At 56.1% G+C, this 14,752-nt stretch carries 9 protein-coding genes; 7 read left to right on the top strand and 2 right to left on the bottom strand.

Annotated features, from left to right (window positions below; all coding sequences use genetic code 11):
• The first annotated feature begins 229 nt into the window (after nucleotides 1-229).
• Nucleotides 230-1,021 carry a FadR/GntR family transcriptional regulator gene (locus ABXG94_RS15485; RefSeq protein WP_353535713.1) on the top strand — a complete coding sequence of 264 codons (792 nt, stop codon included), beginning with the start codon at nucleotides 230-232 and terminating at the stop codon, nucleotides 1,019-1,021.
• Between the two features lie 9 nt (nucleotides 1,022-1,030).
• Here the strand turns inward: ABXG94_RS15485 and ABXG94_RS15480 are convergent, their stop codons facing one another.
• Both ABXG94_RS15480 and ABXG94_RS15475 read right to left on the bottom strand, forming a co-directional pair.
• Entirely contained in the window at nucleotides 1,031-4,249 is a 3,219-nt protein-coding gene (locus tag ABXG94_RS15480) for a translocation/assembly module TamB domain-containing protein (protein WP_353535711.1), read from the bottom strand.
• Complete coding sequence (locus tag ABXG94_RS15475; protein ID WP_353535710.1) at nucleotides 4,246-6,024, bottom strand: autotransporter assembly complex protein TamA; 1,779 nt, start codon at nucleotides 6,022-6,024, stop codon at nucleotides 4,246-4,248. Before ABXG94_RS15475 ends, ABXG94_RS15480 begins: the two co-directional genes overlap by 4 nt.
• A 190-nt stretch (nucleotides 6,025-6,214) precedes the next feature.
• On the opposite strand from ABXG94_RS15475, the gene ABXG94_RS15470 reads away from it, so the two are divergent.
• The 6 genes from ABXG94_RS15470 (at nucleotide 6,215) to ABXG94_RS15445 (ending at nucleotide 14,700) form a co-directional block, all read left to right on the top strand.
• Nucleotides 6,215-7,945, top strand: coding sequence for an ATP-binding protein (locus tag ABXG94_RS15470; protein WP_353535708.1), 1,731 nt, complete (start codon nucleotides 6,215-6,217; stop codon nucleotides 7,943-7,945).
• A 2-nt stretch (nucleotides 7,946-7,947) separates the two neighbouring features.
• Entirely contained in the window at nucleotides 7,948-9,171 is a 1,224-nt protein-coding gene (locus ABXG94_RS15465; protein WP_353535707.1) for a sigma-54-dependent transcriptional regulator, read from the top strand.
• 243 nt (nucleotides 9,172-9,414) lie between these two features.
• Nucleotides 9,415-10,419: a DctP family TRAP transporter solute-binding subunit gene (locus ABXG94_RS15460; protein ID WP_353535705.1), complete on the top strand. Its 1,005-nt coding sequence runs from the start codon at nucleotides 9,415-9,417 to the stop codon at nucleotides 10,417-10,419.
• Nucleotides 10,420-10,499: 80 nt separating this feature from the next.
• Nucleotides 10,500-11,171, top strand: a complete 672-nt coding sequence (locus ABXG94_RS15455; RefSeq protein ID WP_353535704.1) for a TRAP transporter small permease — start codon at nucleotides 10,500-10,502, stop codon at nucleotides 11,169-11,171.
• Nucleotides 11,171-12,565 carry a TRAP transporter large permease gene (locus ABXG94_RS15450; RefSeq protein WP_353535702.1) on the top strand — a complete coding sequence of 465 codons (1,395 nt, stop codon included), beginning with the start codon at nucleotides 11,171-11,173 and terminating at the stop codon, nucleotides 12,563-12,565. The genes ABXG94_RS15455 and ABXG94_RS15450 overlap by 1 nt, the downstream gene beginning before the upstream one ends.
• Nucleotides 12,566-12,807: 242 nt before the next feature.
• Entirely contained in the window at nucleotides 12,808-14,700 is a 1,893-nt protein-coding gene (locus tag ABXG94_RS15445) for a PhoX family protein (protein WP_353535701.1), read from the top strand.
• The last annotated feature ends 52 nt before the right edge of the window (nucleotides 14,701-14,752 follow it).

Here is a 14,752-nt window from a genome sequence, read left to right as displayed (position 1 = left end):
TCTAACGCCAATTTTGTCCCTGAATACATGCGCATCCTAAAAATTTAACGTTATAAATCAACATTCTATGAAAAAATTCCTCAAGCTATCAAAACCAAACACAAACAGAGTTGTCAGTTTAAAAAAAAGGACTAGAATGTTTACCACACTGGCAATTTTTGCAACCAGTCACCACATCTGACGTTCAATGATCACCACAACCGGATAGGTTTTTCAGAAAGAATCAGCCATGAATTCGCATGACACATTGTTTCAGCCCATCAACCAATCTTCGGTTGTTCAGGCGGTCACAGAGCAGATCGAAACGCTCATTTTGAATGGGATCCTAAAGGACGGTGCGCGACTACCGTCCGAGCGGGACTTGGCCGAGCGCATGAATGTATCGCGCCCCAAAGTGCGCGAAGCCATCAAGCAGTTAGAGAGTGATGGCCTGATCCTTGTGCGGCACGGCGAGGGTAATTTCATCGCGCCATTGCTGGGCACTGCCATGTCAGATGCGCTGATCCAGCTTTATGCACGCCACACTTCGGCCTTTCACGACTATCTTGAATTCAGATTAGAACAAGAACGCTTTGCCGCCAGATTGGCCGCGGAACGGGCCACGGTACATGACCGCACCATTCTGACAGAAGTGATGAAGCTCTTGGACAAAGCCCACGCGGACCAAGATTCCGCTGCGTCCGAACGGGCAGATATTCAGTTTCATTCCGCCATCGTGGATGCGGGGCATAATTCCCTGCTGGTGCACACGATGTCTTCGATCTATGCGCTCAGCAAACAGAACATCTTTTACAACCGGGCAATGCTGCGGTCGATTGATGGCACCGGCGAAATCCTGTTGCAGCAACACCATGATATCTGTGATGCGATCATCAACAGAGACCCGGACGGGGCTGCAGATGCCGCAGTGGCCCACATCGAGTTTGTGCGCAAATCCTATGAGACTGAACAAACCCGCGTTGCGCGCGAGGCCACAGCTCTGGGCCGCATTGCGGTGTTTCCAGAACGGGTCCTGGACTAGAAATCTCGGTCAATAATCCCGCTCCAAATAGACACCCACGCCGCTTTGCCCCTGGCTGTTGACCCGCCCGCGCAGGGTCAGATTGGGCGATACATCAAAGTTCAACTGAATCTCGACATCGCCGTTGCCATCCAATTCGACATTGGAATAGGCGTTTTCAGAAATGTAACGCCCCAGCCGCAGTTGGGCCTGACCCGTTTCATCAGTACTCAGGTCAAAATCATCAACCCCCAAAGATTTGCGCAAGCCGCTGGTCAGGGTTTTCCCCCCAGCCAGACTGGAAATGGTGTCGACAAGCTGTAGCGCCTGCACCGGTGAAAGCTTTGCAGCGGAACGTCCAAACAATAGCCGCGCCAGAATTTCATCTTCCGGCAAGCTTGGGACAGATGTCAGCGATAATTCCGGGGCAGACACCGGTCCCTCCAGCGTCAGCGTAATCCGGGTATTGGCCGCTGATGCGCTGGACACAATGCGAATATAGGGATCAAAACTGCCGCGCAACCGTACAGAGGCTTCGTCTACATCAAAGCGTTGCCCCTGCAGCGAAAACCGACCACGGATCAAATCAAAGCCCCCCGAAGGCACGAGGTCGTCGGTTGTGCCACCCAGGCGAATGGCCCCGCCAAGCTCGACATCCAACCCCTTGCCGCGCACAAAAATGCGACTGGGGGCCTGCACCGACACGTCCAAAGCAACCCGCGTTGCACGAGAGCCAGAGGGCCTCTTGATCAATCCCGCCTTTTTGCGCGTCGCAATTTGCGCGGCACTTTGCCCGGTAAACTGGATGTCGGGAATGGGTTCCGCCCCACCAGAGGACAGATCGTCAAGCATGATGTCGGTTTGCTTCAGGCGTAGAACGCCGGTTATCTGACTGTTGGTGGCCAATGGACCGGCCAAGCGCAAGTCACCTGTGGCGATCTCGGTCTCAAAGGCCGCGCTGACATATTGCAGGTCTTGAAACCCGATATCAATCTGCCCCGGCAGCCCGGGTTTTGCCAGATCCACCCAACCTTCGGCGGAAAAAGTGCCCCCGGCGCGGGCGGATCCTTTGGCTTGAATACGCGCCTGTGCGCCTGCCAGATCTGCCTGCAAGTTCAGGTTTTCAAGCGAAGTGCCCAATTGCGGATCAAACAGACGCGCATTTCTGGTCTGTATTTGCCCGCTGACAGCCCCCAGCGTGGGCGGCCCATTGATTGCCAAATCAAACTGCGCAGCACCACGCAAAGACCGGGGCGCAATAAAGCTGTCGCCAAGCGCCAAAGGTGCAGTGCCTGACACATCCAGCGCCACAGCCCCCTGTGGCAACCCCACTTGCCCGTTAACTTGTGCCTGCAATCCGGCAATTCCCTGCGCATTTGCATCTAGCACCCAAGCGGCATCTGCCGCATCCCGGTTCAAATCCGCCTCCAGCGACAACGCCCCCGCCAAAGCTGTGCTGATCTGTCCGGCATCATTCAGGTGGGCTTTCACATGCAAGGCCCCATCGTCAGACGAAACGGCCCCCTGTGCAGTGACCGACAGCGATGGATTTTCAACAGCCAGTGACTTTAACTGCACCCCAGTGTGATCCCGCGCCACCGCAAGCGTCAGCTGGCTTGAGCCACGCAGCATTTTATCAGCCATCGCTTGGCCAATCGCCAAGTCCTGCCCTGTCGCCGCAAGATCGGCCTGAAACGCTCCGGACAAAAGCTCTGCTTCGGCGGTCAGGTCCATCTTCAGGGACCCTGCCAGCGCCATGCCGCTCAGCTCTGCAAAAGCAGCAAGGTCTTGCACCGTGCCAGAAAGTGAGGTGGTCAGCGCGATCTTGCGATCCGCTGTCAGAATTTCCGCATCCCCGGTAACACTCAGCGTCTGGCCGCGCAGCGCGAGCGCGCCAAGATGCAATGGCCCCCCCCTTTGCCAGTCCGCCTGAAACGACACATCCAGATTGGGCCCAAACGCGGATGCCAATTTGCTGTCTTGTGGTTGAAATCCCGCCAGCTGAGCCGAAACCCTGGCCGAAAGTTCAGAGGCATCAACCGGGTCCAACCGTCCGTCCAGTCGCAGCTGGCCGCTCGCAATTTCCAGGTCCGGCGTTTCCAGAGCATCAAAGCGCAGCACGCCATACACCGCATCGCCGCGGGCGGCATCATAGTTCAACGCAAGTTGCGCAGAAGTGACGTCAATCGCTTGTCCCGCAATAGGAAGCCGTGTTTTTGACCGGTCACCCTGACCCAGATTGCCGTTCAGCGCTATTCGCTTTGGCTGCCCCCCTGGTGCAAGCGCCAACGAGCCGCTGATATCTAGCGCCGCCGTGGAAACCGTAAGCGTGCTGACATCCAGCGCACCATCCGCAGCGCGCAATGCGCGCGCCGACAGGGCAACATCATCCCCAAAAAAGTTTTGATATTCCGGCAGAAAAAGCGCGCTCAGATCGCCCGATAGGTCCGCACGAAACACCCGTGCCTCGGTTTCTGTGCGTTGGGTTTCAATCCGGCCGCCAAACCGCGCTACCCCATCTGTTGCAACCTTTAGGTCAATGCCCAAATCATCGATGGGCCCCTTGCCCAGCGCGGTTACCTCCAGCGCGGGCTTGCCGGGTAAATCAATCAGAGTGGCAATCACCCCGCCCCTATCTTCGCTGACGTTCAGGTTCAAATCCAAGGCACGCGCAACATTGTCAAACGTCGCCGCCACATCAAACGTGCCGCTTGGCCCGTCCAGCCGCGTCAGCACCAATCGCGCAGATCCCGCCCCATCTTTAAGGCTGGCATTGCCACGCGCAGACACGGTTGCCGCCAAACCAAACAGCGAGTCCCCAAGTTTGATTTCAGCAAATTCCAACGCGCCCAGCGCCACTGAGACAGGCAAATCAGGCAAGGCAAACGGGGTTGCTTCTGGGGTTGGCGCTGCAGCGCTTTGCACAGGCGTGCGGATCAGCTCGATGCGCTTTGCGGATATCTTTTCGATGTTCAATGCCCCGCGCAGCAGTGCCGAGCGTTGCCAGACCAATTTGGCTTGTTCTAGCTTAAACCAAACGCCGTTAGCGTCAGAAATCGTCAGCAAATCCAGCTCTGCCGAAGAACTCAACGCGCCCTTAAAGCCCTGAATACGCACCGTGCGTGCACCATCTGACAAAGCCTCCTCTAGAAAGGCGACAATGCGCGACTGGCCTTCTTGAGCCTCTTGCTGTGCCAAAGCCATTGGAGCCCAAAGCAGCACCGCCAAGATCACAAAAACCTGCCTCAAAACGACTGTCCTATTCCGATATAAAAGGCCAGATTGTTGCTGGCAGTTGGGCTGCGCACCGGGGTGGCCACATCAACGCGAATGGCCCCAATTGGCGTATTATACCGCGCACCAATGCCCACACCCGCATGCCAATCACTGCTGCCGGTCCAGCCAGCCCCCGCCGAAATCATCCCAGCGTCTGCAAAAACTGCGGCCCCCCAGGGTCCGGTAATGTCGTGGCGCATTTCAAACGAAGCACCCGCAAAACTGCGCCCGCCAGTGGCCACGCCGCCTTGCAGCGCCCCCAGTGACTGATAGCTCAGCCCGCGCACAGTGTCTGGCCCACCAGAATAAAACAGCCAGTCCGGTGGCAAAGACCCGATAGATCCGCCGGCCACGGTGCCCAATTGCACCCGCCCGGCCAGCCGAGTTTTGCCGCTGGCCCCCAAGGCACGATAGGCGCGCGCGTCCACGGTTGCGCGCAGCCCTCCACTGTCAGCATAAATCAAAAAGGGCTGCGCCCCGGTGGCAAGATACCAGCCTTGCCGTGCATCCAACCGATCATCGCGCTTATCCCACACCATAGTGGACGGCAACGACACCAGCGTCACGTGCCGGGTCGAGAAATTATCAGTGATCTTAGATCGGGCAATTTCAGCAAAAACTGACCCGGTTTTGGTTTTGGAAAACCGGTGTTCAAAACCAAACGACAACTCGGCACTTTCTTGCAAAAATGTGGGTTCATCCAGTCGGGTCACCCGCGCGCCAATCTGCAAATTTGTATCCGGTGTAAGGGTTGCCGGACGGGCATAAGTCACGCCAAAATCAGCGTCTACTCCGCCGCTGTTGCCCCCAATCCCCGTGACCTCGGCATCAAACCGCAACCGCTCGGCCCCGCCAAAAAGATTGCGATGCAACCAGAAACCGCTCAGACCCAGCCCCTCGTCAGAGGTCAGCTCTGCGCCAATACCAAACCGCCGAAGCGGGGCTTCGACCAACACCGCCGTGACATCCATCATACCATCTGCGGCCACATCGCCCTCGGTCAACGCCACCGAGGCAAAGCCTCCGCTGTCGCGCAGCCGTTCTGCCACACGTGTGACAATGTCGGGGTGATATTGCGCGTTACGGGGCAAACCACCAATCGCATCAATCCGCTCGGCCCGCATCCGGCTTTGGCCTTGGGGCATCAACTGGCCAAAGCGAGCTTGGGGTCCCGGCGCAACTTGCAGATCCGCGTTCAACACGGCCTTTGCTGCATTGGCCCGTATCGACTGCCGCGCAATCTTGGCTTTTGGATGCCCCATGCCGCGCCAAGCATCAATCGCCGTTTCTGCCGTTTTGCGCAGGATCAAGGTCGATGCCTCGGCCCCAGCCACAAACCCTTCTGGCAGATCCGTGCCAGGCACCACTGGCGCAATGGACACTTTCCCCAGCTGATACTTGCGCCCAGCGTCTACGGATATCCGCACGCTGTCATAGCGCGCGACTTGTCTAAACGGCGACACATTGCTGGCTTCACGCCCATCAAGTGTAATGGAAATGACGGGCCCAAAATATCCCCGCTCATAAAGGGTGGCCGCAAGCTTGCGATAATCGGCCTGCGCCGTGGCCACCAGATCCTGGGGCGCTACGGCACTAACCGTCTCGATGGCGGCCAAAGCAGAATTGCCCATTAGCGCCTTGCGCAAAGCCTTGTCGTCGCCAACGACCTCAAAACTGACATCAGCATGCACAGTTGCTGCGCTTAGGAAAAGCCCAGCCAAAAAACTTGCTACTATCGCGATGCGCATTCTTGCTGCCCCTGCGCAGAAGTGACCAACTTGCCCCACCCATGTGGTTGCGTTTGGACGTTAGTGCAAGACGCCCCAAGGTTCCATCGGCATGTTGGTCGTTGCCCCGTACCGAGGCAAAAATTTTCTTGGCAATTTCAGTGGCAATCCCGCGGCTGGCTTTCTATTCTGCAAAAAAAGGGAGCAGAGCTTGCGGCGGTTTTTGGCGATATTGGGTCTTATCAGCGTCGTAGCCGCCTTTGCAGCCGGAATTTTCAGCGTTGGATATCGCGCCGCCCTAGGGCCCGTGTCTGAACAAGGTCAGGTTTACCTGCGCTCGGCCGCAGACCGCTTGGTCGGTCAATTGGCAAGGTTTCGCCAACTCGCGGTACTGACGGCAGATCATCCAGATGTAGGGTCCATCGCACGCCAGCCCGAAACAGCCGACAGCCTATTACCTTTGCTGCTGAAAATGTCAGATACTTCGGGTGCGCTGGAAATTGCTTATGTGGATCACGCAGGCAACATGCTGGCCAGCTCGCAGCCCTCTCATGTGGGGCAAAGTTTTGCCCAAACCCTGCATTTTCAACGGGCCCAAAGCGGCGCATTGGGTTTTGACCATTCTGTCCTGAACGACGGCACCCGGATCTTTGCCTTTATGGCCCCCGTGTATATTGGCGGGCAGGCTGCGGGCGCAGTTTTGGTGCGGGTCGATATGGAGACGGTCGAGGAATCCGATTGGCGCAGCGCCCCCCAGGTGGTCTTCTTTACCGACACCGAAAAACAAATCTTTGTCTCCAACCGCTCTGAAATACTGCATCAGACCTTTGCAGACACCACCGGAGCCGCAGAATTTGCCCCCAACAACGTTACCCAAACCGCAGGTCACACCGAATGGCAAATAACCGGGCAACGGTTTTTGCCCAGCAATGCGCTGTATCTGGAACTGCCACAGCCCATCATTGGCATGATCGGGCATTCGCTAATTTCGACGGCCCCTGCCCAGCGCCTTGCTGGATTGCAGGCCTTGGTGGGTGCCGCGCTCTCGCTGGTGTTTGGCGGGTTCTTGTTTTTCATGGCTGAACGCCGCCGTGCCCTTTCTGCCGTCAATGTCCAGCTCGAAGCTCGCGTGGCCGCCCGCACCGTTCAGCTGACAAACGCCAACGTCAATCTACGCCATGAAATCGCCGAACGCCGCGAGGCCGAAGAGGCCCTGCGCAAAGCCCAGTCAGATCTGGTGCAGGCCGGTAAACTCTCTGCCCTGGGGCAGATGTCCGCCGGGATCAGCCATGAATTAAACCAGCCGCTTATGGCCATTCGCTCTTTTGCGGAAAACGCCGTGCAATTTCTGGACCGCGATCGCCCGGCCGAAGCTGCCAACAATCTGGATCGCATCAGCGAATTGTCGCGCCGCATGGGCCGGATCATCAAGAACCTGCGCGCCTTTGCCCGACAAGAGCATGAACCGGTGACCGATGTGGACATCACCTCGGTGATCGACGCGGTGTTTGAGCTGTTGCAACCGCGCCTGCACGCAGAACAGGTGATCGTGAACCGCACCCAGCCCGATACCCCGATTTGGGTGCGCGGTGGCGACGTGCGCCTACAACAGGTGGTGATGAACCTTGTCAGCAACGCCGCTGACGCCATGGCGGAAAGCGACGAAAAACAACTCGATATCATCGTGCAACCCGCCGGGTCACAGGTGCAGGTGATTGTCGCAGACAGCGGTCCGGGCCTGCATGATGCTGACAAGATCTTTGACCCGTTCTACACCACCAAAGAGGTCGGCCAATCCGAAGGCATGGGCCTTGGGCTTTCGATCTCTTATGGTCTGGTGCAAAGTTTTGGCGGCAATATCACCGGACGCAACCGCGATCACGCAGGTGCTGAATTCACCGTGTCACTGACACGCTCTGAGCACACAGATGAAATGGAGTAGGCATGACCAATACAGTCTTATTGGTGGATGACGACCGCGCCGTGCGCGACGCGCTTAGCCAAACCCTCATGCTGGCCGATTACGACGTGATCACTGCGGGCAGCTATATCGAAGCCAAAGACCATATTTCAGCCGCGCTGGACGGGGTGATTGTCAGCGATATCCGCATGCCGGGCAAAGATGGCTTTGCGCTCTTGGCCTTTACAAAAACCGTGGACCCCGATCTGCCCGTGGTCTTGCTGACCGGCGAGGGCGACATCCCAATGGCGGTGCGCGGCGTTCAGTCCGGCGCGTTTAATTTTCTAGAGAAACCCTGCGAGACCAAAGATTTCCTTGCGGTGGTCGCGGGGGCTGTGCGGGCGCGATCTATGGTTTTAGAGAACCGGCAAATGCGCCAGCAGTTGGAAAGCGGCGATGCCGCCGCGCGCATGCTGTTTGGCCATTCAGAACAGGCCGAAACCCTACGCAATCAAGCCCGTCGTGCGGCCGCCGCTGGCACGGATGTTCTGGTTCTGGGGGCACCGGGTTCTGGCAACGCAAAAGTCGCCGAGGTCATTCACCTTTTGGCCGATGGCACCACTGCCCCATTTGAAAAACTATCCGCCGCCGGTCTGACCAAAGATGCGCTGGTCGCTGCTTTGGATGGGGCCGCGGGCGGTTCCTTGTTTTTGGATGAAATAGCCGCCATGGCCCCGGATGTGCAATTTGCACTGCTCAACCGGCTGGAAACCAACAGCCAAACGCGGGTGATTGCCGGCTCCTACCGCGATCTACAACTTGAGATGCAACAGGGGCGGCTGAATGCAGAACTGTTTTACCGTCTCAATGTCATGCAGGTGCGTATTCCAACTCTGAAAGAGCGCCCCGAAGATATTCCGGTGCTGTTTCGCGCCTATGTGCGCATCGCCAGCACACAAACAGGTGTGGCCGAACCAGAGGTGACCCCGGATGTGGTGGCTGACTTGATGGCTCAGGACTGGCCCGGCAATGCCCGCGCCCTGATGAACACCGCCACGCGCTTTGTGCTGGGTGTCCATGATGGCGACCCATCCGAAGAATTGGGCCTTAGCGAACAAATGGCCCGAGTGGAACGCTCGTTGCTCACCTCGGCCCTAAAACGCCACGCGGGCAATGCCACCGAGGCAGCCAAAGCGCTCAAGCTGCCACGCAAAACTTTCTATGATAAATTGGCACGTCACGAGATTCGCGCAGAGTTATACCGCTAACAGCTGTGCGGAAATCCGCACAGCCCCCAGATGGCGTGTGCGAAGGTTCGCACACTTGCGGATCAGGTTCATAATTGGCCCGAGCAATAAGCTTCATAAGTGCCTATTAAATATACGTTTTCAAAGATCTTGAATATTTTCCGCACTTCCCCTTGATCACATTTTCGTCATGGGTCCCTCTAGGGTTGCGAGGGTTCTACGAGACCTCAATCGAAATTTTGGATCACCTAGGGAGGAAAGATCATGAAATTTATCACTGCTGCACTTGCCACATCCGTTGCGCTGGGCGCTGGCGTTGCTCAAGCGAGCGATGCCTGTGATGCCGGCGAAGTTGTTATCAAATTCAGCCACGTTACAAACACCGACAAGCACCCAAAAGGCATCGCCGCCTCTTTGCTGCAACAGCGCGTCAACGACGAGATGAACGGCAAAGCCTGCATGGAAGTGTTCGGCAACTCGACGCTTTATGACGACAACAAAGTACTCGAAGCTTTGCTGCAAGGTGACGTTCAACTGGCCGCACCATCACTTTCCAAGTTTGAAGCCTTCACCAAGAAATTCCGTCTGTTTGATCTGCCCTTCATGTTCGAAGACATCAACGCAGTTGACGCGTTCCAGGCCTCTGACGCAGGGCAGGCGATGAAAGACAGCATGAAACGCCGTGGCCTTCAGGGCTTGGCCTTCTGGCACAACGGCATGAAGCAAATGTCTGCCAACACACCTTTGCTTGAGCCAACAGATGCCAATGGCTTGCGCTTCCGCGTGCAGTCTTCTGACGTGCTTGTGGCCCAAATGGAAGCCATCGGTGGCAGCCCACAAAAAATGGCCTTCTCCGAAGTATACGGTGCCTTGCAACAGGGCGTTGTGGATGGTCAGGAAAACACCTGGTCCAACATCTATGGCAAGAAATTCTTCGAAGTTCAGGATGGTATCACAGAAACCAACCACGGGATCATCGACTATCTGGTTGTGACCTCTGGCGAATGGCTGGACGGTCTGGACGCAGATGTGCGGGATCAATTCCTGTCGATTCTGGACGAGGTCACCGCAACCCGGAACAGCGAATCCTTTGCTGTGAACCAAGCCGCGCGCCAATCTGTGATTGATGCCGGCGGCGTTGTCCGTGAATTGACCGCTGAACAGCGTGCCTCATGGGTTGAAACCATGAAGCCGGTCTGGGCGCAATTTGCTGACGACGTGGGACAAGACAACATCGACGCGGCGCAAGCCATCAACAACGCGATGTAAATCCAGGCGCTTGCAAAGGGTCCGTCTCTCTATTCGGCGGGCCCTTTTTTATGCGCAAATGAAACCTGAGGGAGGGGAAAATGCATCCGAAACCAGGCGAATCCTTTATCGACAAGATCGAAGAAAACCTGATCGCCTTTCTACTAGGCGCGATGACACTACTGACCTTTGCCAACGTGATTGCGCGCAAAGGATTTAATTCAAACATTTTATGGGGCCTTGAACTCACCGTCTTTATGTTCGGCTGGTTGGTGCTGTTGGGCGCATCCTATGCGGTCAAAAAAGGCGCACATCTGGGCGTCGATGCCATCTTGAACATGGTATCAGCCCCTATGCGGCGCACTTTTGGGCTGATCTCGATTGTGATCTGCATAATGTTCACCTTTTTGCTGCTCAAGGGCGCATGGGACTATTGGGCAAATTTTGCCAACTTGCCAAAAACCGAAGGCCGCTGGTTCCCCTTGGGCTTTGAAGACAAGTTTCTGGCCAAAGGCTGGTACGAAGTCGACGACATCCCTCATCCGGGTTTTCTGAAATGGATGGAAGACGTGTTCAACGAAGGTGAATCCTACGAAAAACTACCACGTTTGCTGCCCTATGCTGTTCTGCCTATTTCCATGTCCCTGATGCTGCTTCGCTTTGTGCAGGCCGGTATGGCTGTGTGGACCGGACAAACAGATCGCATTGTGGCCAGTCATGAAGTCGAAGATGAAATTGCGGAAGTCCGCGAACAGCGCGGGGAGGACATCTAATGTCTGTCATCATTCTATTTGTCATGGTCATTGGGTTTCTGATGATCGGTGTTCCGATCGCGGTGTCTTTGGGCATGTCGTCTGTATTGTTTCTCTTGTGGTTCAGCGACACGTCTCTGGCCGCAGTGGCACAAACCCTGTTTGAGGCCTTTGAAGGCCACTACACCTTGCTGGCGATCCCGTTCTTCATTCTGGCCTCCTCCTTTATGTCCACCGGCGGTGTCGCCCAGCGCATCATTCGCTTTTCCATTGCCTGCGTGGGGCACCTACGCGGTGGTCTGGCCATCTCTGGGGTCTTTGCCTGCATGATGTTTGCAGCCCTGTCTGGCTCTTCTCCAGCCACGGTTGTTGCCATTGGGTCCATCGTAATCGCAGCGATGCGCCAAGCTGGCTATTCCAAGGAATTCGCGGCTGGTGTGATCTGTAACGCGGGCACCTTGGGCATTTTGATCCCACCCTCGATTGTGATGGTGGTTTATGCGGCAGCTGTCGAAGTGTCGGTTGGCCGGATGTTCCTTGCTGGCGTCATTCCAGGCATTCTGGCTGGGGTCATGCTGATGGTGGCCATCTATGTTATGGCGCGCATCAAGAATATGCCAAAGGGCGAATGGCTTGGCTGGGGTGAAATCTGGACCAGCTTCCGCGATGCGGCCTGGGGCCTGTTGCTGATCGTCATCATCATGGTGGGCATCTATGGCATTCCCGGCGTCACCGGAGCGTTCTTTACGCCCACCGAAGCCGCCGCCGTTGCCTCGGTCTATGCTTTCTTTGTCGCAAGTTTCATCTACCGCGACATGGGTCCATTGGCTGCCAAGGACGGCGGTCACCGCACCTCGCTTATGCAAAAGCCCTTGGCTGTGATCACTGCCTTCTTTCACGAAGACACACGCCGGACGCTGTTTGAAGCAGGCAAACTGACCATCACCTTGATGTTTGTCATCGCCAACGCGCTGATCCTGAAACACGTGTTGACCGAAGAACAGATCCCGCAAGCTGTGGCAAACACCATGCTTTCGGCTGGCTTCGGACCCGTCATGTTCTTGGTTGTGGTCAACATCATCCTGCTGATCGGCGGTCAATTCATGGAGCCATCAGGACTCTTGGTGATCGTTGCTCCGCTGGTGTTCCCAATTGCGATTGAACTGGGCATTGACCCGATCCATCTGGGCATCATCATGGTGGTGAACATGGAAATCGGCATGATCACCCCACCGGTTGGCTTGAACCTGTTTGTCACCTCTGGTGTTGCAGGCATGCCAATGATGGGCGTTGTCCGCGCCGCGCTGCCTTTCCTGGGTGTGCTGTTCATCTTCTTGATCATGGTCACCTATATACCGGCGCTGTCTACCACATTGCCGAATGCCTTGATGGGGCCGGAGATCATAGTGAATTAGAGCCTAATAAGGCGTTTCAGCACTAAAAAATCAAGTACGGCCCGCTGATCATTCGGCGGGCCGTTTTTTATTTCCAGCTGCGCATTAACACTTTCTTAGCCACAATCTGTCAGCAATCTAGCGTCATAATCCATTCATCAAACTGTCACGCAACTGCAGCAAAAGGCGCAGATAAACCCGGTGATTTTGGCTGACTTACCCAGCCAATTCCTAGCAAAAAACACTTAGCAAGGATAACCACCATGGTTGATAAAACGCTTAGCGATCTGTCTTGGGACGATTTTGATGAACACCGCGACCCGCGCCCAGAGGGCAACCAATTTGACGAGGTTGTCGACAAAGCAATTTCCCGGCGCGGCTTCCTGGGCGGCGCATTGGCCTTTGGCTCTGGCGCTGCGGTTTTTGGCACCGGCCTGCTGAGCTCGACCACCGCTGCCAAAGCAACCAAAGCCACCGCTCACGCCAAATTCTCTTTTACCCCCATCGACATTGCAACCGACCACGCGGTGCATGTTCCAGCTGAATATGATCACAAGGTACTGGTGCGTTGGGGCGACGCCCTGTGGTCCGAGGCCAAGGATGCCTATTCCGCTGAAGCTGGCGTATCGGTCGACATGTCTGACAAGGTATTTGGCGAAAACACCGACGGTATGGAACTGTTTGAAGTCGACGGTAAACAGCTGATCGCGGTAAACTCGGAATATGTGAACCCAAAGATCAACTTGCCCAAAGAAGCCGACGGCAGCCCCCGCACCGCGGACGAGGTAAAACTGCTGAAAAACCTGCAAGGCGTGACCGTTATGGAAGTGGCCAACAGCGGCGACGGATACCAGGTCGTTGTCGACAGCCCTTACAACCGCCGCATCACCCATGAAACCAAAATGACATTGGCGGGTCCGCTGGCCGGCCACGCTTTGGTGCAAACCAAGGCAGATCCTAAGGGCACCACTGTCAAAGGCACTATGAACAACTGCGGTTCCGGCAAAACGCTCTGGGGCACATATCTGACCTGCGAAGAGAACTTTAACGGCTATTTTGGCGCAACAGGTGCCGAGCCTGTTGGCGAGGGCTATAAGCGTTACGGCATCGGTGGCGAAGGCCGCTATGGCTACGAAAAGTTTGATCCACGCTTTGACATTTCAAACGAACCAAACGAACCCCACCGCCATGGTTTCATCACTGAAATTGACCCGAGCAATCCAAATTCAGTGCCCGTAAAGCGCACCGCTTTGGGCCGCTTCAAACACGAAAACGCCGAAATGGTGCACGCGCTTGATGGGCGTATCGTTGTGTATCTGGGTGATGATGAACGTGGCGAATACCTCTACCGCTATGTGTCCAACGGCACCTATGCGCCCGGTCGCGCAACAGATGGTTTGCTCGATGATGGTGTCTTATTCGTGGCCAAATTCAACGAAGATCAAACCGGCGAATGGCTGGCCCTGACCCCGGAAACAACCGGAATGACTGCGGCTGATATCCTGTGCTTCACCCGTTTGGCCGCCTCTGCCGTTGGGGCCACAACAATGGACCGTCCAGAATGGGTTGCCGCCAACCCGCTCAAGGCCGAAGCATACTGCGCCCTGACCAACAATAAAAACCGCGGCGTCAAACCAAACGCGGGGGGCGATGACACATCTGTTAATGCCGTGAACCCACGTGAAACCAACAAATACGGTCAAATTGTACGCTGGACCCCAGCCGGTGAAAACCATGCAGCTGATACCTTTGCTTGGGATCTATACGTGATGGCAGGCAACCCAACCGTCTATGACAACGCCTATTCAGGGTCAGACAACGTCAACGCGGGCAACATGTTCAATTCACCAGACGGCATGGCATTTTCCTCAGACGGCATGCTGTGGATCCAAACCGATGGCGATTACAAGAACAAGGGCGACTTCGAAGGCATGGGCAACAACCAGATGCTGGTTGGCGACCCGGAAACAGGCGAAATTGCACGTTTCATGACCGTCCCAAACCGCGCCGAAGTCACGGGCCTGTGCTGGTCGGCGGATAAATCAGTGGCCTTTGTTGGGGTGCAACACCCCGGCGGATCCTGGCCCGACGGGACAGGCAACCCACGTTCTTCTGTTGTGGCTGTATGGCGCAAAGACGGCGCAACATTTGGCTAAACCCGGCCAATAAAGACAGAAAAGCGCGACACCAATAGGCTGCCGCGCTTTT

This window comes from Cognatishimia sp. WU-CL00825, assembly GCF_040364665.1.
In the GTDB taxonomy this organism is placed as follows: Bacteria; Pseudomonadota; Alphaproteobacteria; order Rhodobacterales; family Rhodobacteraceae; genus Cognatishimia.
The sequence above is the reverse complement of the archived record's forward strand: the minus strand, read 5'-3'. Positions and strand labels throughout refer to the sequence as shown.